General features: G+C 67.4%; 16 protein-coding genes. 9 read left to right on the forward strand and 7 right to left on the reverse strand.

Annotated features, from left to right (window positions below; translation table 11 throughout):
* Positions 1–28: 28 nt before the first annotated feature.
* From LDO13_RS16625 to LDO13_RS16635, 3 genes are all read right to left on the reverse strand, one after another.
* Positions 29–1,804 (reverse strand): hypothetical protein, encoded by a 1,776-nt coding sequence (locus LDO13_RS16625; protein WP_224047777.1) that lies wholly within the window; start codon positions 1,802–1,804, stop codon positions 29–31.
* A gap of 123 nt (positions 1,805–1,927) precedes the next feature.
* Positions 1,928–2,605: a zf-HC2 domain-containing protein gene (locus LDO13_RS16630; protein WP_224047778.1), complete on the reverse strand. Its 678-nt coding sequence runs from the start codon at positions 2,603–2,605 to the stop codon at positions 1,928–1,930.
* Positions 2,602–3,102, reverse strand: a complete 501-nt coding sequence (locus LDO13_RS16635) for a sigma-70 family RNA polymerase sigma factor (RefSeq protein ID WP_224047779.1) — start codon at positions 3,100–3,102, stop codon at positions 2,602–2,604. The genes LDO13_RS16630 and LDO13_RS16635 overlap by 4 nt, the downstream gene beginning before the upstream one ends.
* A 256-nt stretch (positions 3,103–3,358) precedes the next feature.
* Here LDO13_RS16635 and LDO13_RS16640 point away from each other — a divergent pair, with 256 nt between their 5' ends.
* Entirely contained in the window at positions 3,359–3,898 is a 540-nt protein-coding gene (locus tag LDO13_RS16640) for a hypothetical protein (RefSeq protein WP_224047780.1), read from the forward strand.
* 38 nt (positions 3,899–3,936) lie between these two features.
* Here the strand turns inward: LDO13_RS16640 and LDO13_RS16645 are convergent, their stop codons facing one another.
* The gene (locus LDO13_RS16645; protein ID WP_224047781.1) at positions 3,937–4,809 is read right to left on the reverse strand and encodes a hypothetical protein; all 873 of its coding nucleotides are present in this window, start codon (positions 4,807–4,809) and stop codon (positions 3,937–3,939) included.
* 705 nt (positions 4,810–5,514) lie between these two features.
* On the opposite strand from LDO13_RS16645, the gene LDO13_RS16650 reads away from it, so the two are divergent.
* Both LDO13_RS16650 and LDO13_RS16655 read left to right on the forward strand, forming a co-directional pair.
* Positions 5,515–5,865, forward strand: coding sequence for a DUF3846 domain-containing protein (locus LDO13_RS16650; protein WP_224047782.1), 351 nt, complete (start codon positions 5,515–5,517; stop codon positions 5,863–5,865).
* 208 nt (positions 5,866–6,073) lie between these two features.
* Positions 6,074–9,547, forward strand: coding sequence for a DEAD/DEAH box helicase (locus LDO13_RS16655; RefSeq protein WP_224047783.1), 3,474 nt, complete (start codon positions 6,074–6,076; stop codon positions 9,545–9,547).
* Between the two features lie 255 nt (positions 9,548–9,802).
* Here the strand turns inward: LDO13_RS16655 and LDO13_RS16660 are convergent, their stop codons facing one another.
* Positions 9,803–11,719, reverse strand: a complete 1,917-nt coding sequence (locus LDO13_RS16660; protein WP_224047784.1) for an FAD-binding monooxygenase — start codon at positions 11,717–11,719, stop codon at positions 9,803–9,805.
* Between the two features lie 220 nt (positions 11,720–11,939).
* On the opposite strand from LDO13_RS16660, the gene LDO13_RS16665 reads away from it, so the two are divergent.
* The 6 genes from LDO13_RS16665 to LDO13_RS16690 all read left to right on the forward strand — a co-directional run bounded on the left by LDO13_RS16665 (position 11,940) and on the right by LDO13_RS16690 (position 18,474).
* Positions 11,940–13,448, forward strand: coding sequence for a fumarylacetoacetate hydrolase family protein (locus LDO13_RS16665; RefSeq protein WP_224047785.1), 1,509 nt, complete (start codon positions 11,940–11,942; stop codon positions 13,446–13,448).
* Entirely contained in the window at positions 13,445–14,155 is a 711-nt protein-coding gene (locus LDO13_RS16670; protein WP_224047786.1) for a GntR family transcriptional regulator, read from the forward strand. Before LDO13_RS16665 ends, LDO13_RS16670 begins: the two co-directional genes overlap by 4 nt.
* Positions 14,156–14,217: 62 nt before the next feature.
* Entirely contained in the window at positions 14,218–15,744 is a 1,527-nt protein-coding gene (gene hpaE / locus LDO13_RS16675) for a 5-carboxymethyl-2-hydroxymuconate semialdehyde dehydrogenase (protein WP_224047787.1), read from the forward strand.
* A gap of 47 nt (positions 15,745–15,791) precedes the next feature.
* Positions 15,792–16,868 (forward strand): 3,4-dihydroxyphenylacetate 2,3-dioxygenase, encoded by a 1,077-nt coding sequence (gene hpaD / locus LDO13_RS16680; protein WP_224047788.1) that lies wholly within the window; start codon positions 15,792–15,794, stop codon positions 16,866–16,868.
* 2 nt (positions 16,869–16,870) lie between these two features.
* Entirely contained in the window at positions 16,871–17,656 is a 786-nt protein-coding gene (hpaH, locus tag LDO13_RS16685) for a 2-oxo-hept-4-ene-1,7-dioate hydratase (RefSeq protein WP_224047789.1), read from the forward strand.
* Positions 17,641–18,474 carry an HpcH/HpaI aldolase/citrate lyase family protein gene (locus LDO13_RS16690; protein WP_224047790.1) on the forward strand — a complete coding sequence of 278 codons (834 nt, stop codon included), beginning with the start codon at positions 17,641–17,643 and terminating at the stop codon, positions 18,472–18,474. Before hpaH ends, LDO13_RS16690 begins: the two co-directional genes overlap by 16 nt.
* A 67-nt stretch (positions 18,475–18,541) precedes the next feature.
* Here LDO13_RS16690 and LDO13_RS16695 read toward each other — a convergent pair whose 3' ends face one another.
* Positions 18,542–18,940, reverse strand: coding sequence for a hypothetical protein (locus tag LDO13_RS16695; protein WP_224047791.1), 399 nt, complete (start codon positions 18,938–18,940; stop codon positions 18,542–18,544).
* 279 nt (positions 18,941–19,219) lie between these two features.
* On the reverse strand, positions 19,220–19,642 hold the full coding sequence (locus LDO13_RS16700; RefSeq protein WP_224047792.1) for a helix-turn-helix transcriptional regulator: 423 nt from the start codon (positions 19,640–19,642) through the stop codon (positions 19,220–19,222).
* Between the last annotated feature and the right edge of the window lie 7 nt (positions 19,643–19,649).

Raw genomic sequence — 19,649 nt, forward strand, 5'->3', positions numbered from 1 at the left:
TCATGATGGGTCCGCACTGCCCCGTGCCTTAGGGTTTGAAGTCGTCGTGGACCACGACGCGGGACAGCTCAATCGTGCCGTCCTGCAGGCGCCAGTAGTGAAGCCGCCGGGCCGACGCCACGTTCTGCTCGATCGCAGCGCGGAAACATTTCGCCCCGTCCTCACGCACCGTCTGGGCTGCGTCGCCGCCCGAGTTTGCCCGGAGCGCATGGACTTCCCGCGCAGCGTTCCGCTCCGCCGCCCCGGTCAAGACCTCGACCGTGGCCTTCAGCGCCTTGGCCACGACCCCGGGCTCGGTGAAGCCGTATAGTGATGCCGCAAACCCGGGACTGGCCGTCCAGTCCGAAGGCAGCGCCTGCCGCGCCTTGTCGGACGCCGGAACGTTCTTTGCCCACGCGAGATAAACGTCATGCGTCAGCCGTTCCTCGTCAGCCGCGAACAACCCCTCAGAATCGGCAGTCAGCGCGCGCTTGAGAGCGGGCTGCGCCCTGCGCTTGTAGGCGCGTAGGTCGAGGAGTTCCTCCTGCTGCCGGGCAAGCCGGACGGCCGTGCCTTGCAGCGTCGCCCGGGCTGCCTCCGCGATGTGTTGTTCCGCTGCCAGTTCCGCCCGGAGGGCATCAAGTTCCCGCTGGAGGCTGACGAGTCCGGCGCCGGACTGGCTGGCGGCGGAGACCAGTTCCTGCAAAGCCGCGACCTTCCTCCGTTCGGCTTCCAGCTGGAGCTGGACGGTCATCAGCGCAACCGGCGGCCTGGCATCGGGCACCGCCGCCGCCGCGGAACCACCGTCCTCCTCCGCGCCAACGGCTCCCGTTCCGGGGACGCCTGCGGCTTCGGCGGGAAATGTCCGTCCCGAGACCGACTGCTCCGTGAGGTGCCGGCCGGACTGCAGCCAAGGGGTACCGCCAGTCAGGAGCGCGGGCGCGTCCAGGACGTCGGCGTCATCATCGACGTCCAGCAGGGACAAGACCACCCTTCCGCATTCCCTCAGGAACCGCGCCACCACCACTTCACCCTCCGTCACCAGGCTGTCCACGGCGTCGAGGGGATTGGAGGAGACGCGGGCCCGTTCAACGGACCAGCTGGAGCCGGGGTAGAGGGTGAGCTTCGCGCTGTTGGCGCAGACCTCTTCGGCCAGGGCGAGGACGAGGTCGCCGGAGCAGTAGAGCTCCGCGAGCCGGGGAGTTTTTCGCAGGTCCTTGATGTCAAGCGTCTTGTCCTCGTCGTTGAGGTCGCCGTCGACGGGCTGCCCGAGCTCCAGCATCCAGTCGAGGCGGACCGGCGGGGAAACGTGTTCGCGCTGGATGGTGCAGCAGCTGCCGTCGACGAGTTCGACGATAGCGCGGGAACCCGCGCTGGCGAACGCCTTGACGATGCCACTGACGCGCCGGGGCGCCGTCCGGACCGGCGCAGCCTTCGGCGGAACCACGGTGATCAGGTTCAGCACGTCTTCAATGATGTCCTCGGCCGCGCGGACAGCCGCCTGGCGGTCCCGCGCCGTCCGGAGCGGGCTGCGGTGCACGTCCTTCATCCAGCGGAGATCCTCCGAATAGACGCGCGCCGCATTCCCGAACACGTGCGCCCCGGCCGGCAGGCTGTCACCAAAGGCATAGCTTTCCGGGCCGTTTTCCAGCCAATAGACCTCGGCCAGGTCGCCAATCTCCCGGGCGATGTGTTCCACGTCGATTCGGTTGTCCCGCTGCTCCGGATGCCAGGAAATGACGGCCGCCGGTCTGGTCCGTCCGGCCCCCGTCAGGCGCAGCGCGAGTTCTTTCCCTGACGTGACAACCACATAAGCCTGTTCCATAACGAATCCCCATTCGCAGGTGCGGACGTCCATGCCGCAGGTGGTGGAGAAGCCGACAGCTCTCCCACCCTGAGTAGAGCAGAGGGGTGTGACGGAATAGGCAGGCGGGGCTCGCCGCCGTCGCTAACCGCGGGGCACGGCGATGACGGCCATCGTCTGTTGCTCCCCGTTCCGCATCTCCACGCTGGCGATATTCGCCAGCTGCACGGGCGTGGCCCCGGTGATCCTGACCCTTCCGCTGGGCGTGGCCGTCCACGCGCAGGCGCGCTCTTCGCCGCCGCCGCTGTCCTTCACCCAGACGGATAAGGTGCCGTCCACCGGCAGGCTCCGGCCATCGACCGCGAGCTCAGTGCCCCAGGTTTTCTTGACCATGCCCACCGTGATCTGCAGTCCATTGCTGGCCTGGACGGAGTAGCTGGCGTCCGGTTTGGGCGGCGGGTTGACCAGCGGCGCGCCCAGAACCCCTGCGGCGAGGCACGCCGCCGCCACCGCGGCCAGCGCCGCGGACCACCGGAGCCGTGCCTTCCGGCGCCGCGAGGACAGCTCATCGAGCAGCCGCCGCGGCACGGAAGCCGGCGCGGGAACCGACACCGCCGGTTCCCGCCCGGCCACCTTGCCGAGGGCGACGGCGTCGGGCACCGGGAGCGCGTCCAGCAGCGCCGGGAGGCTGGCCAATTCGTCCAGCTCCTGCCGGCAGTCCGTGCAACGGGCCAAGTGCTGCTCAAAAGCGGCGGCATCGTCAGGCGCGAGGCCACCCAGCAGGTAGGCGCCGAGCAGCTGGTGCGGGTCTGCAGCACTCACCGTTGCACCCCCATTTCATCAAGGATCGTCCGGAGGGCCCGTACGGCGTAGAACGCCCGGGACTTCACTGTTCCACTCGGGATATTCAAACTGACCGATGCCTCCTGGACGGTATAGCGGCGGTAATGGAGGGCCACGAGGACGTCGCGGTGCTCCGCGCTGAGCCGCAGCAACGCCTCTTCCATCAGGACACGGTTGAGGAGTTCGTCGACGCGTTCCGCGCCGCCGGCCGGGTCGGCCAGCTCCCGGTCCGTCGTCTCGCGGGGCCGGCGCTGGGCCTTGCGGTAGTTGTCAATCATGATGTTTCGGGCGGTCCGGAACAGGTAGCTGCGCATGCTTCCGGTGATGTGCGGAGCCTGCTGCCAGACCCGCAGCACGGTCTCCTGCACGATGTCATCCGCCAGTTGAGGATCCCGGCAGGCACTGAGGACAAAGCGCCTGAGCGCCGCTCCGTGGTCGCGGTAGATCGCAGCCACCACGTCTTCGTCCAGCGGCATGACGGCCCTCCCCTCTCTGCGGTTCCGCCCCGCGCTTCTGCCCTTCGGTTCCGCCCTTCGGTTCCCGCGTTTCTGCCCCTACGACGTGCAGAGCGCCGGAAAAGTTCACGCGCTCCGGTTCCGGGGCGGCATCCGGGGCCCGTTGTGAACCATTCTTACCCCGGCGGCGTCGTAACGGTTAGCGCCGGCCGGACCCGTTCGCCGGTTCGAGCAACGGAGCAATTCGAGTCAAGGCATTCGAGTCAAGGAGCAGCAGATGAAAACCCACTTCAGCATCGGCCTGTCCGCTTTAGCCCTCGCCGCACTACTCTCCGGCTGTGCCGGCGGCGGCGGCGGAAGCAACCCTTACGCGACGACGGCGGCGCCGCCAACCAGCGCAACGGCTCCTTCAACGTCGGGCCCCGTTTCGACGTCGGCTCCGGCCGCAGCCGCAGCGGACCTCTTGGTCGCGGATTCCTCCGCCGGCAAGATCGTGGTGGGCGGCAAGGGCATGAGCGTCTATTACTACACGAAGGACGTCAAGGACTCCGGGAAGAGCGCCTGCACCGGCGGCTGCCTCGAGGCCTGGCCTCCGGTCCTCGCCACGTCTGACACACCGACCGTCGACGGCGTCACCGGCACCGTGGGCACGATTGCCACCCCCGACGGCAAGAAGCAGCTGACCATCAACGGGATGCCCGTGTACTACTACGCCAAGGATCTTGCGGCGGGGGACATTACAGGCCAGGGCGTCGGGGGCGTCTGGTATCTCGTCGCGCCCTCCGGTGACATGATCACCGCCGCCGCCGGGTACTGACCTGCAGCTGGGCTGTCCCCGGCGGCCGAAACTTCGGCTCAGTCGTCCTCTTCCTCGAACTCGACGGCGGCCAGGATCTCCTTGGTGTCCGGGTGGATCATGACTGCTTCGCGCTCATCGTCCAGCATAAGGAACTCGCCCTGGTCCGTGGTGAAATGCCAGGCCAGGGCGGTCTGGCCCTCGTGCTCATAGTTGGGGTCGCCCATAGTGATCTTCAGGAGCGTGTGCCCGGCCACGGAGCACAGCTCGCGGATGATCATCTCGAATTCCGGGGTGTCCAGCAGCTCATCCTCGGCGGCCTCGGCCTGGCGTTCCGCAAGGTTGGGGATCCGGGACACACGCTCGGCGATGTGACGGTCGAGCTCCTCATCGTCCAGGACGAGGAGGTCTGCCTGGCTCCTGAGCCAGGCGGCGTTGAGCGCGATGATGTCTTCGGTTTGCAGCAGGGTTTCGAACTCGCCGTCGAGCTCTTCGAGGAGGCGCACGGCGTCCGGCACACCGCCGTCGGCGTCGCCTTCCAGGTCCGTATCCCCGTCAAGGTACGCGTCGGCCTCCTCCTCGGTGAGGGAGTCGAAGGCAGCCACGCTGCGGTTGAAGAGGTCAAGGTGCGCGGCTGCCCCCATGCCTTCCAGCCCTGCCCGGACGCAGGCGTCGATCTCCGCGCGCTCGGGCGCGGAGAACACGTACTGGGCGAACCCGCCGCCCAGACACTGCGTCAGGTAGAAGTCAACGTAGTAGCTGCCCAGGGCGTTCGGAGCAATTTCCTCGATGTCGAGCAACTCCGCGTACATCATGTTGACCACGTTCACGTTCGCGTCGACGACGTCCGCGTCGCTGCCGTTGATGCTCTCCCGCGGCAGGACCGTCGCGTATCCGGTGGCGGGAAGGGTGGTGGAAAGGCCGTTGCTCATGGAAAATCCTCACTGCTTAGGCGGGTGCCGCTCCGAACCCTTTCAACGTACGTTGCACCTCCGGCGCTGTGGTTGAGCCGGAGCTGAACGTCTGGCGAAGTTTGGGTGACCCGGGACGGGCGGGGATGGCGGCGGGAGCCGCGAAAGAACGTCAAGTGGCGCCTCCGTCCGGACGGCACTTGTCGGGTCTCTTTTTGCGTCAGCGTCCGGCCCCTAATTTCCCCCCAACCCGCGGACTGGCATTTAAAATATAAGTAGGTATGGTGATGGGTAGATAGCGTTTAGAAAGGCGTGATTCCATTGTCAGGAAAATCCCCCAGAACCATCAATGCCAAGAAAACGGGAAAATCGATTCTCGAAAAAAGGGCCGAAAAGAAGGCAAAAAACGAATCCAGCGAAATTCTGTTCGCAAAGCCGCGTAAAAACCAGAGGTGACACCCCGGCCCTGACGCACTAAGTGCAGCGGGGCACGGTCACAGGCGGATGGCCCCGCGCAACACCCCTCGGGGCGGGGCCCTTCGTGCAGGGAGAACCGCGGGCAGCCGGACGAAAACGTTCAAATTCGTACTGACGAAACAATTTACACCACAGAACGTTGTCCGGCGCTTAACATTTCTTGCCCCGGGCACCAGGTGATTCCCGGGTGCGCCCCATTTTCAAAACCTGTGGAAATTATTGATCGTTCAGACAGAGAAAGACCCGGTCATGCTCCAGACAAATAGAGCCCTCATTATTCCGGCCCGCCTTAGCCACCCCGTTCGCGTCGAAGAGATCGACACGTCCCTGGCCACACGGCAGGCCCTGGTTGAAGGAAACGTCGGAGCAATCACTGGCACCGGGTGGCACATCTATCTGAACGACGAGGCAGACTTCATCCCCCTGCCACTGAACGCCCGGGCCGAAGTGCTGATCCGCGAAGCAGGCCTACATCTTGAGGAGACCGTCAGCGGAACGGTGGTTTTCCTCGGACACGGAAACAACGGCGACGAAGCTGATGCGCCTGCACACCTGCTCCGGCTGGCCGAGCGCCTCTTCGACACAGCGTTGGCGGCCTAGCCGCAGGGAAGAACCCGTCCAGCCGGCCCCCGGCATCCGCGCTTCCTTCCGCGTCCGTGTGGTCCGTTGCCTGTGACAGCCGCCAGGCAGCCTTCGGAACCGTGCCACGCGCCGTCGTCCTCACGTCCCTGGCCGCCCCCTGAGTTCGAGGGGCCCGCCCGGCTCGCTAAGATGGATCAGATGACCAACTGCTGAAAGTAGTGCGCACATGCCATCCCATCCGGACGAGAGTGCGGCACTGGCAATACAGACTCCCGCAATCAACGACCGCTCACTCGCGGCCGGGCTCGCCTACGCCATGGGGAGCCGCGTTTCCGGGATTTCCTTCGATGCCGCCACCGGCCTCATGCTTGGCAAGGTGCGGGGCGGCGCCGACGTGCCGTATTCGACGACGGCGAAGCTGGTCCGGAAGGCGGGCGGCTGGAGCTGCACCGTTGGGGTCTGCAGCTGCCCGGTCCGGAAAGACTGCAAGCATGTGGCCGCCCTGCTGTTCTCTGCCGAGGACAACCCGGCCATCCGGGTCCAACTGCTCGCCCCCGCCGATGTGAGCCGGCTGTCCCGGCAGGTCCCGGTGCTGGATGTCCCGGACTGGGAACAGGCCCTCAGCCCTCTGATCGCCCAGCCAGGGATCACCCAGTCCACCAACGGCATTCCGCTGGCCCTCCAGTTCGAGATCGAGGAACCCGCCCCGCACTTCTCCTACACCGGCCGCCGCGATCCGCTGCGCAGCGTCCGGCAACTGAAGGCGCGTCCCGTCATCATGGGCGCCAAGGGCAAATGGATCCGGGGCGATGTCTCGTGGAACACCCTGAGCTACCTGAGCTACCGGCGCGAATGCAACGAGGCCCACGTCGAGTGGATGCAGGAGTTCCTCGCCGCGCACACCGCCCAGGCCAACCGCCAGCACGCCGGGACCGGGCTGTGGCTGGGTTTGAACACCTATGCCGGCAAGAACCTGTGGAGCCTGCTGGCCCAGGCCCGGAAGGTCGGCGTCGCCCTCGTCCACAGCCGGGGTTCCGAGCCGGTGCGGCTCGTTGAGCAGCCGGCCGCCGTCGGACTCAACCTGACCCGGTACGGGACCGCACCGGCCGAGGGAACCGACGCCGTCGAGCCGGCCGCCGGCGGGGACGCCGGCGGCCTGTCGCTCGCCCCCACCATCACGGTGGAGGGGGAGATTGTTGATCCGGCATCAGTCGGCACGATCGGGCGTCCGGCCCACGGGATCTTCCTGACCTCCGGGGCGGACGCCCTGCCCGGCGTCGCCCCCGCGGACTCCGTCATCACGCTCGCCCCGCTAGAGAGCGGCCTCAGCGAGGAGCTCCTGACCTTCGTCACGGCCGGAACCACGCTGCACATTCCGGCCCGCGATGAGAGCCGGTTCCTGACCGGTTTCTACCCCAAGCTCAAGCAGAGCGCCCGGGTCACGGCCACCGATGAGTCCGTGGAACTGCCCCAGCTGGCCGTTCCCACCCTGTCGCTGCTGGCGAACTACGGCGCCGGCCACCGCGTCCGGCTGCACTGGGAGTGGCACTACAAGTCCGGCAAGCTCGTCACAGCCCAGCCGTTGTGGCGCCACCCCGGCGATCACGGCTACCGGGACGACCCCGCCGAGGCCCGGATCCTCGAGGCAGTCGGGCAGCCCTGGGACGTGGTGCCGGCCCTTGGCGAGTCGGCCACCGGCGGCTGGGGAACGCCGCGGCTGGCGGCCTCGGCTGAACTCAGCGGCCTCGACACCCTGGCCTTCACCGAGGAGCTGCTCCCCCGGCTCCGCGAGGTCCCCGGCGTTTCCGTGGACACGGCCGGGGAAATCGCCGACTACCGGGAGGCCGAAGAGGCCCCGGTGGTGTCCATCTCCACCAAGGCCACGGAGCAGCGTGACTGGTTCGACCTGGGCATCCAGATTTCCCTGGAGGGCCAGCCGGTGTCCTTCGCAGCCGTTTTCTCAGCCCTGGCGGCCGGCCAGACCAAGATGCTGCTCCCCAGCGGGGCCTACTTCTCCTTGGACCTGCCCGAACTGCACCAGCTCCGGGCTTTGATTGAAGAGGCCCGGGAACTCCAGGACAACAAGGACGCGCCTCTGCAGATCAGCCGCTTCCAGGCAGGGCTCTGGGACGAACTGGCCCAGCTCGGCATCGTGGACCAGCAGGCCACGGCCTGGCGCGAGGCTGTCGGCGGGCTGCTGGAAGGCGGCGTGCAGGGACTGCCACTGCCAGCAACCCTCAACGCCGAGCTCCGCCCGTACCAGCTGGAGGGCTTCAACTGGCTGAGCTTCCTCTACCGTCACGGACTGGGCGGGGTGCTGGCCGATGACATGGGCCTGGGCAAGACGGTGCAGGCGCTGGCGCTGATCTGCGCCGCCAAAGACGCGGCAGTGGGGACGGAAGCGTCCGACGGCGGTGCTGCCGCCAGCCCGGCGCCCGGCGCGGGCCCCAATGCGCCCGCCGCACCTTTCCTCGTCGTCGCCCCCACGAGCGTCGTGGGCAACTGGGAGGCCGAGACTGCACGGTTCGCCCCGGGCCTCACGGTGCGGGCCATCGGCGAAACGTTTGCCAAGAGCGGCTCGAACCCCGCAGAGGCGATGGCCGGTGCGGACATCGTCATCACCTCCTACGCCCTGTTCCGGATCGACTACGATGCCTACGCCGCCAAGGAATGGGCGGGACTGGTCCTGGACGAGGCCCAATTCGTCAAGAACCACCAGTCCAAGGCCTACCAGTGCGCCCGGAAGCTTCCGGCCGTGTTCAAACTGGCCATCACCGGCACGCCGCTGGAGAACAACCTGATGGAGTTCTGGGCGCTCACCTCGATTGTCGCGCCGGGGCTCTTCTCCAGCCCGAAGCGGTTCGCCGAGTACTACCAGAAGCCGGTGGAAAAGAACGGCGACAAGGCGCAACTGGACAAGCTCCGGCGTCGGGTCCGTCCGCTGATGATGCGGCGCACCAAGGAGCAGGTCATCCACGACCTGCCGCCGAAGCAGGAGCAGATCCTCGAAGTGGTGCTGAACCCGCGGCACCAGAAGGTCTACCAGACGCACCTGCAGCGGGAGCGCCAGAAGATCCTCGGCCTGATCGACGACGTCAACAAGAACCGCTTCACCATCTTCCAGTCCCTCACGCTGCTGCGGCAGCTCAGCCTGGACCCGTCGCTGATCGATCCCTCGCTCTCCGGTGTGCGGTCCAGCAAGCTCGATGTGCTGTTCGAGCAGCTGGAGGACCTCGTGGCGGAAGGCCACCGGGCCCTCATTTTCAGCCAGTTCACCGGCTTCCTGGGCAAGGTCCGGGAACGGCTGATCGAGGAGAACATAGAGTTCTGCTACCTCGACGGCAGCACCCGCAACCGCACCGACGTCGTTAATGAGTTCAAGAACGGCGCCGCCCCGGTGTTCCTGATCAGCCTCAAGGCCGGCGGGTTCGGCCTGAACCTGACGGAGGCGGACTACGTGTTCCTGCTGGACCCGTGGTGGAACCCGGCCTCGGAGGCGCAGGCCGTGGACCGCACACACCGGATCGGCCAGGCCCGCAACGTGATGGTCTACCGGCTCGTCGCCAAGGACACCATCGAGGAAAAGGTCATGGCGCTCAAGGCACGGAAATCCCAGCTGTTTGCCGACGTCATGGCGGGCGACGCGCTGTCCGGCGGGGCGCTCACCGCCGAGGACCTGGCCGGCCTGTTCACCGACTGATGCGGTTGATCCAACCAGCAACGCGGGGTCACATAGCGCCGGTAAGGCCCCCGGAGATGGGCCGGATCTGACCCCGCGTTGCGGTGATCAACCTGCGCGCGGAGGGGCAGTCCCGAGCGGCGACGATCCTGCCCAGTTACTCGGTGCCGCACCCCATTCTCAACGCCCGGGAACCCCCGGGATTCCGCGGAAACCTGGGCGCGAGTTGAGGTGCAGGAGGCATTAACTGGGCAGGAGCGTCACCGAACCAGGAGCTTAGCCCGCGTGGTCCTGGAATTCGGGGGCACGGTGGCCCGCCTGCAGAAGGGGCGCGAAGAACGCGGCGAGCTCTGCCGTCGCCGTCAGGGGCAGGACGTTGGCCACGTACTGGTCCGGGCGCACCACCACCACAGCGCCGCCGCGGTCGATGCCGCGCAGCTCGAAAATGTCCGCCGCCGGATCGGTGGCGTAGACCTTCTCAAGGTAGTTGAGCTTGAACGGTCCCACCTGCGGCTTGAACACCGACGGCACCGCGCCGATGTCCACGCTGGTGTGCTCCTGCTGGTAGATCACCTTCACGTCGAACCACGCGTCACGGTCGGCGCCCTCGGGGGTGGCCGCGAGCGGTGAGTCCGGCGCGCCGGCCAGCCACGCGGCCAGGTCAGTGGTCGGCGACGGTGCTCCCGCCGCGGCCCCGTCGGCGAAGACGTAGATGCGCCACCGGCCGTCCGCCATGGCCTGGTGGCCCAGGTGCAGCGGATTGGTGTCGCAGACCCGCACCACGGGCGCGGACTTGAAGCGCTTGCCGATGGTGAAGCCGGTGGCCAGGTCCTGGTGCGCCGGGCCGCCGATGAGCATGGAGGGGGCGTACTGGGTCATGAACCCGGCCGGGAATTCGGCGGTGCTGACGTAAAAGTCCTCGAGCTCGGAGGGGCTTTCGAACTCCTCCGGCTTCTTCGCCATGAGCGTCGACCACTCCTTGTCGAAGTCGATGAGGTTTTTCGCGATGACCTGGCGCTCGGCCGAGTACGTGGACAGCAGGCTTTCCGGGCTGCGGCCCTCGAGGACGTGTCCGAGCTTCCAGCCCAGGTTGAAGCCGTCCTGCATGGAGACGTTCATGCCCTGTCCCGCCTTCGCGCTGTGCGTATGGCAGGCGTCGCCGGTGATGAACACGCGCGGGGTGCGGGTGCCGCGCTGGTCCGGGAGGACGTCGTCGAACCGGTCGGTGAGGCGGTGGCCCACCTCGTACACGCTGTGCCAGGCGACGTTGCGCACGTCGAGCGTGTAGGGGTGGAGGATCGCGTTCGCCTTGCCGATGATCTGCTCGATGGTGGTGCTGCGGACGGCGCCGGCGTCGCCCTGCGGGACCTCGCCGAGGTCGACGTACATGCGGAAGAGATGGCCGCCTTCGCGGGGAATCAGGAGGATGCTGCCGCCCGAGCCGGACTGGATCGCGCACTTCGTGCGGATGTCCGGGAAGTCCGTGACGGCGAGGACGTCCATAACGCCCCAGGCGTGGTTGGCCTGGTCGCCGGCGAGCGTGCAGCCGATCGAGTCCCGCACCTTGCTCCGAGCGCCGTCCGCGCCGACGACGTACTTGGCCCGGACAATGCGCTCCCGGCCTTCGTCGGGGCCGGCCGAGTGCTGTAGCGTGACGGCGACGGGGTACTCCCCCTCGCCGACCTCGAGGCTGCGGAACTCATAGCCGTAGTCGGGCGACATCCGTGTGGGAGCGTTCGCCATGAACTCGCCGAAGTAATCCAGCACGCGGGCCTGGTTGACGATCAGGTGCGGGAATTCGCTGATGCCCGTCGTGTCGTCGACGGCGCGGGCGCTGCGGACGATCCGGGAGGGGTCCGCGGGGTCCGGCTTCCAGAAGGCCATCTCGGTGATCCGGTACGCCTCGGCGATGATCCGCTCCGCGAAGCCGAAGGCCTGGAAGGTCTCGACACTCCGGGCCTGGATGCCGTCGGCCTGGCCGATGGCGAGCCTGCCGCCGCGGCGCTCCACGATCCGCGTCGTAATGCCAGGGAACTGGGACAGCTGCGCGGCCGCGAGCATGCCCGCGGGTCCGCTGCCCACAATGAGCACGTCAACCTCATCGGGAAGTTGTGCGGGCCGGTCGATGCCGACGCCGGAGGCCGGCTGGATTCGCGGGTCACCGGATACGTAACCGTGGTGGTGGAACTGCACGGGCTTTCCTCACTTCATTGTGTGGCGGTCTGTCACAGTCACAGCTGTTCGTTATTTGAACGCCGCGTTCGATAATTGAAACTTGTGGTGTTCCAAAACTCTACGGCAGGTATGACGTGGGTTACAAGCGCCCGGGAAATCTCCCGCGCCGGGGTTGACGTTCCCCGCTCCCCGCGCAATAGTTTTCGTATACGATTTCGTACTCGATGAGGAGTAACACTTGGAACAGGTCACCGACCACCTCCTGGCAGCGGCCCGCAAGGTCATCGCGGTGCATATCAATTACCCCAGCCGGGCAGCCCAGCGCGGCCGCACGCCGGAGCAGCCCTCCTACTTCCTGAAGCCTTCCTCTTCCCTGGCATCCGGCTCGGCCGAATCCCCCTCATTGGTGGAGCGCCCGGCGGGCTGCGAACTCCTCGGCTTCGAAGGCGAGATCGCCCTGATCATCGGCAAGCCCGCCCGCAGGGTCGGCATCGAGGACGCCTGGCGCCATGTCGAGTGGGTCACGGCCAGCAACGACCTCGGCGTCTACGACCTCCGCTACGCCGACAAGGGCTCCAACCTCCGGTCCAAGGGCGGCGACGGCTTCACCCCCGTGGGCCCCGGACTCATCGCCGCGGACACCGTCGACCCCGCCAAGCTGCGGATCCGCACCTGGCACAACGGCGAACTGGTGCAGGACGACACCACCGAAGACCTGCTCTTCCCGTTCGCCCGCCTTATCGCCGACCTGTCCCAGCTGCTCACCCTCGAGGAGGGAGACATCATCCTCACCGGCACCCCGGCCGGCGCCTCCGTCGCCCAGCCGGGCGACGTCGTCGAGGTTGAAGTCAGCACGACGCCGGGCGGAACAGACGCCAGCACCGGCCGGCTGGCCACCCGGGTGACGGAAGGTTCGACGCCGTTCGCCGACTTCGGCGCCCGGCCGAAGACCGATGATCTCCAGCGGGAGGAAGCCTACGGCTCACGCGAAGCGGCGGGGCTCACGCTTCAGGCACCAGCGGCGGCGACTGCCGACGTCGGGCATGTCCTGACCCCGGAGCTGAAGTCGAAGCTGGAAAGCGTCTGCACGGCCACCCTGTCCTCCCAGCTGCGCAAGCGCGGCCTGAACAACGTCAGCATCGACGGCCTCAGCTCCACCCGGCCGGAGAAGCGGATCGTGGGCCTCGCCCGGACCCTGCGCTACGTGCCCAACCGCGAGGACCTCTTCAAAACCCACGGCGGCGGCTTCAACGCCCAGAAGAAGGCGATCGATTCCGTCAACGAGGGCGAGATCCTGGTCATGGAGGCCCGCGGCGAAAAGGGCACCGGCACCATCGGCGACATCCTGGCCCTGCGCGCCCAGGTCCGCGGCGCCGCGGCCATCATCACCGACGGCGGTGTCCGTGACTTCTCGGCCGTGGCCGCCATGGAGATGCCCACGTACTATTCCAACCCGCACCCCGCAGTCCTGGGACGTCGGCACATCCCGTGGGACACCGACATCACCATCGCCTGCGGCGGCACCACCGTGCAGCCCGGGGACATCATCGTGGCGGATTCGGACGGCATCCTGGTGATCCCGCCGGCCCTCGCCGAAGAGCTCGCGGACGACTCCATCGCGCAGGAACGTGAGGAAACGTTCATCACCGAGATGGTGCGGCAGGGCCACAGCGTGGACGGCCTCTACCCGCTGAACGCCGAATGGCGCGCCAAGTACACGGAATGGGAAGCGGGGAACACCCAATGACAGCGACCGCCAGGGCCGCAGCCGCTGCCACGATCGCTGCGGCGGCAACAGCCAGCAAGTCCGAGCGGGCCTACGCGGCCGTCAAGGCCCGGATCGTGGACGGGAGCTATTCCCCCGGTTACCGGCTGGTGCTGGCCAAGATCGCCGAGGACCTGGGCGTCAGCGTGGTCCCGGTCCGGGAAGCCATCCGCCGGCTCGAAGCCGAGGGCCTGGTCACGTTCGAGCGGAACGTCGGCGCCACAGTGGCGGGCATCGACCCCACCGAATACCTCTACACGATGCAGACGCTGAGCATCATCGAAGGTGCGGCCACGGCCCTGTCGGCCCCGTTGATCGGGCCGGCGGACATTGCGCGCGCACGTGCGGTGAACGCCGAGATGCGGGACTGCCTGCAGCACTTCGACCCCGTCCGCTTTACCGCGCTGAACCGCGACTTCCACAGCGTCCTGTTCGAGCACTGCCCCAATCCGCACATCCTGAACCTCGTCCACCGGGGCTGGAACCGGCTCGCCTCGCTGCGGTCCTCCACTTTCCGCTTCGTCCCGGGCCGTGCCCACGAGTCCGTGGACGAACACGAGGCGCTCCTGAAGCTCATCGAGTCCGGGGCCGGCGCGGACGCCATCGAAAAAGCAGCCCGGCTGCATCGCTCCGCCACCCTGGACGCGTACCTTGCCCAAAGCAACGCGGGGTCACTTAGCGCCCATTAAGGCCCTTGACATGGGCCGTAAGTGACCCCGCGTTGCACCATCAGTTAGTTAGGAAGACAACAATGACGTTTACTGCACCTGCTGCCACCACCCACTACGTTCCGCAGGACCTTCCCACCCACATCCAGCACTACATCAACGGCGAATTCGTTGATTCCGTGGGCGGCAAGACGTTCGACGTCCTGGACCCGGTCTCCAACACGAATTACGCCACTGCGGCCGCCGGCCAGAAAGAGGACATCGACCTCGCCGTCGCCGCCGCCCGCGAGGCGTTCGTCAACGGCCCGTGGCCGAAGATGAAGCCCCGCGAGCGGGCCCGCGTCCTGAACCGGATCGCCGACGCCGTCGAAGCCCAGGAGGCCCGGCTCGCCGAGCTGGAGACCTTCGACACCGGCCTGCCCATCACCCAGGCGAAGGGCCAGGCGCTGCGCGCGGCGGAGAACTTCCGCTTCTTCGCGGACCTGATCGTGGCCCAGTTCGACGACGCCATGAAGGTCCCCGGCGCCCAGATCAACTACGTCAACCGCAAGCCGATCGGCGTCGCAGGCCTCATCACGCCGTGGAACACGCCCTTCATGCTCGAGTCCTGGAAGCTCGCCCCCGCACTGGCCACGGGAAACACCGTGGTGCTCAAGCCGGCCGAATTCACTCCCCTGTCCGCCTCCCTGTGGGCGCAGATCTTCAAGGACGCCGGCCTGCCCGACGGCGTCTTCAACCTGGTCAACGGCCTCGGCGAGGAAGCTGGCGACGCGCTGGTGAAGCACCCGGACGTCCCGCTGATCTCCTTCACCGGCGAGACCACCACCGGCCAGACGATCTTCCGCAACGCCGCGGCCAACCTCAAGGGCCTGTCCATGGAGCTCGGCGGCAAGTCCCCGTGCGTCGTGTTCGCCGACGCCGACCTCGACGCCGCGATCGACTCCGCCCTCTTCGGCGTCTTCTCGCTCAACGGCGAACGCTGCACCGCGGGCTCCCGGATCCTGGTGGAGCGCGCCGTGTACGAGGAATTCTGCGAGAAGTACGCCGCCCGCGCCAAGAAGATCGTGGTCGGCGACCCGCACGACCCCAAGACCGAGGTGGGCGCCCTGGTCCACCCGGAGCACTACGCCAAGGTGGCCTCCTACGTGGAGATCGGCAAGACTGAGGGCCGGCTGCTCGCCGGCGGCGGCCGCCCGGAGAATTTGCCCGCCGGGCTCAACAACAGCAACTACATCGCCCCGACCGTGTTCGCCGACGTCGCACCGGACGCGCGGATCTTCCAGGAGGAGATCTTCGGCCCCGTGGTGGCCATCACCCCGTTCGACACCGACGACGAGGCCCTCGCCCTGGCGAACAACACCAGGTACGGCCTCGCCGCCTACATCTGGACCCAGAACCTGACCCGCGCGCACAACTTCTCGCAGAACGTGGAAGCCGGCATGGTGTGGCTCAACAGCCACAACGTCCGCGACCTCCGCACCCCGTTCGGCGGCGTCAAGGCCTCCGGACTCGGCCATGAGGGCGGCTACCGCTCCATCGACTTCTACACCGACCAGCAGGCCGTCCACATCACCCTCGGCACGGTCCATACCCCCAAATTCGGCGCCTAATTCCAGCCAGCGCCAACCAGACCAACTTTCAAAGAAGAGAGAATCCCATGACCAACTTCGTCCCCACCCCCACGGTCCCGGCTCCGGACATCGTCCGCTGCGCCTACATGGAGATCGTCGTCACCGACCTGGCCAAGTCCCGCGCCTTCTACGTGGACCTCCTGGGCCTGCACGTCACCGAAGAAGACGAAAACAACATCTACCTCCGGTCCCTGGAGGAGTTCATCCACCACAACCTGGTGCTCCGCAAGGGACCCATCGCCGCCGTCGCGGCCTTCGCCTACCGGGTGAAGTCCCCCGCCGAGGTGGACGCCGCCGAGGCGTACTACAAGGAACTGGGCTGCCGGGTGGAGCGCCGCAAGGACGGCTTCACCAAGGGCATCGGCGACGCAGTCCGGGTGGAGGACCCGCTGGGCTTCCCCTACGAGTTCTTCTACGAGGTGGAGCACGTGGAACGCCTCACCCAGCGCTACGACCTCTACTCCGCCGGCGAGCTGGTCCGGCTGGACCACTTCAACCAGGTCACCCCGGACGTCCCGCGCGGCCGCAAATACCTCGAGGACCTCGGCTTCCGCGTCTCCGAGGACATCCAGGACTCCGACGGCGTCACGTACGCCGCGTGGATGCACCGCAAGCAGACCGTGCACGACACCGCCCTGACCGGCGGCAACGGCCCGCGCATGCACCACGTCGCGTTCGCCACCCACGAGAAGCACAACATCATCCAGATCTGCGACAAGATGGGCGCCCTGCGCATCAGCGACCGGATCGAACGCGGCCCCGGCCGGCACGGTGTCTCCAACGCCTTCTACCTCTACATCCTGGACCCGGACGGCCACCGCGTGGAGATCTACACGCAGGACTACTACACCGGCGACCCGGACAACCCGACCATCACCTGGGACGTGCACGACAACCAGCGCCGCGACTGGTGGGGCAACCCGGTGGTCCCGTCCTGGTACACCGAGGCCTCCCTGGTCCTTGACCTCGACGGCAACCCCCAGCCCGTCATCGAACGCACCGAAGCCTCTGAAATGGCCGTGACCGTGGGGGCCGACGGGTTCTCCTACACCCGCAAGGAGGGCTCTGAAGCCGAGGGTTTCAAGCTCGGGGCGCAGCTGTAGCCATGCTGGATGCCAAGACGATCGAGGCCATCGCCGACGAACTGCTGGAAGCCGGCCGCAGCCGGACACCGGTCCCCCGGCTGACGGCCCGCTACCCGAACATGACGGTGGAGGACTCCTACGCCGTGCAGCAGCTGTGGCGGCGGCGCAACGAGGACGCCGGCCGGAAGCTGGTGGGCCGCAAGATCGGCCTCACGTCCAGGGCCATGCAGGCCGCCACGGGCATCACCGAACCGGACTACGGCGCCATCTTCGATGACATGGTGCTCGAGACCGGCTGCTCCGTGGAGTGGGACCGCTATACCCATCCCCGGGTGGAGGTGGAACTTGCGTTCGTGCTGAAAGACGCGCTCAAGGGCCCCGGCTGCACCATCTTTGATGTCCTGCGGGCTACCGATTACGTGGTTCCGGCCCTTGAGATCCTGGATTCCCGGATCGAGATGGAGGGCCGGACCATCGTGGACACCATCTCGGACAACGCCGCGATGGGTGCCATGGTGATCGGCGGCAACCCGGTGAAGCCCGATGCCGTGGACCTGCGCTGGGTCTCCGCCATCCTCTACAAGAACCAGACCGTGGAGGAAACCGGCGTTGCCGCCGGGGTCCTTGACCACCCGGCGAACGGGGTGCACTGGCTGGCCAACAAGATCGCCGCGCACGGGGACAGCATGAAGGCGGGCGACATCATCCTGGCGGGCTCCTTCACCCGGCCGATGTGGGTGTACAAGGGTGATACGGTCCACGCCGACTACGGACCATTGGGGAGCATCACATGCCGCTTCGAGTAGAACCAGACGCAACTTTCCGGGACGCCCTGCGCAACCAAACCGGTGCTGCCGGCCGTCCGTTGGCCGGGATGTGGGTTTGCTCGGGCAGCCCCCTGGTGGCGGAGCTCTGCGCCGGCTCCGGGCTGGACTGGCTGCTGATCGACGCCGAGCACAGCCCCAACGGGCTCGAATCCATCCTCGCCCAGCTCCAGGCCGTGAACGGCTATCCGGTCCAGGTGATGGTCCGGCCGCCGGTCAACGACTCGGTGCTGATCAAGCAGTACCTGGACCTGGGCGTCCAGAACCTGCTGGTCCCCATGGTGAACTCGGCCGCCGAGGCGCGTGCTGCGGTGGCCGCCACCCGTTACCCGCCCCACGGAGTGCGGGGCGTGGGCTCCGCCCTGGCCCGGGCCGCGCGCTGGAACCGGGTCCCCGACTACCTCGCCCGGGCTTCCGACACCGTCAGCGTCACCGTTCAGATCGAATCCTCCGCGGCCGTCGAAGCGGTAGAGGACATCCTGGCCGTGGACGGAGTGGATGCGATCTTCCTGGGCCCCTCCGACCTCGCCGCCTCCCTGGGGCTGCTGGGCCAGCAGGAACACCCGCAGGTGCGCGCCGCCGTCGAACACTGCCTTGCCGCCGCCAAAGCGGCCGGCAAACCCGCCGGGGTGAACGCCTTCAACCCGGAAACGGCCCGCGCCTACCTGGCAGCCGGTGCGGCGTTCGTGCTCGTGGGCGCCGACGTGGCGCTGCTGGCACGCGGCTCCGAGGCTCTCGCCGCCGACTACGTCCCGCCGGGCCCGGTGAGCGGGCCTGCCCGTCCCGCCGCCAGCTACTGAACGCGGGGTCACGTCGCGCCGGTAAGACCCGTTGGGATGGGCGCGGAGTGACCCCGCGTTGTTGGGGTCAGGCGGCTGCCGGGGCAGCCGCGGACCGGGAGGCCGTCTGGTCGCGGAACCAGGTGGCCAGTTTCTTGCCCTTGCCCTTCCACCAGCTGTCCTCGTCGCCGCCGTGGCGCCACCGGAAGACCACCATGACCATCACGAAGACTCCGGCCGCAACATCCTGCCACGTACCGCTGGCGGCATCGATCAGCACGGTGACCGCGCTGATCAGGATCGAGGGCCAGGCCAGCGTCGCGAAGACGGTGTTGGCCACGTAGCGGCGGTGGGACCGCGGCACCGAAAGGGCGCGGACCATGTCGAAGCAGACACAGACGACGACGACGGTCTGGCCCAAGGACAGCAGGATCGAGCCCGGCAGGGAGCCCGCGAACATGGCCAGGACCTGGAGCCCGGAGTTCATGACCTGCCCGCGATCAGTGCGGGTCCAGGTGCCGATTTACCCGGCCAAGATGGATCAAACATGCGGTGCCCCCCGGCTGTCCTCGCTGTTTCACTGGCTGTAACGCCAGGTTCCTGCCTTGGACAATTCAAACGGCCGGACGGCCCGGAAGTCACGTGAACGCTGTACCCGTCTTTACGAGCGGCGGCTACCCGGTACCCGGGCGCCAGTACTCACCCTGCGGCGTTGACTACGTGGAGGGATGGGGGCGGAGGGAAGAGGAACCGGCAGGTGGCTCCGTCATTCGCTGTTCCGCGGCCGCCACACCACAACGGCCTGCGAGCGGGCGCGGGGGCGCTTGCCGCGGGCCAGGCTGACCACGTCGCCCGCGGCTCCGGCGGCAAAGATGCGGGAATCGAGGGCGCGCGGGCGTCGTTCGAGTTCCTCGCTCAGTTCGGTGACGCGCCGCTGCAGGGCGGCAACCTGGTTTTCCAGTTGCAGGATCCGCTTGATGCCTTCGAGCGAAACGCCCTCCTGGGAGAGCCGCTGCACCTCGCGGAGCATGGTGATGTCCCGCTGCGAATACCGCCGGGACTTGCCGGGGGCTCGGCTGGGCGAGACGATCCCCAGCCGGTCGTACTGCCGCAGCGTCTGGGGGTGCATGTCCGCCAGCTCCGCGGCGACGGAGATGACGAAGATCGGCTGCTCGTAGTCGATGGCCATGGCAGGC

The organism is Arthrobacter sp. NicSoilB4, assembly GCF_019977335.1.
Lineage (GTDB): Bacteria > Actinomycetota > Actinomycetes > Actinomycetales > Micrococcaceae > Arthrobacter.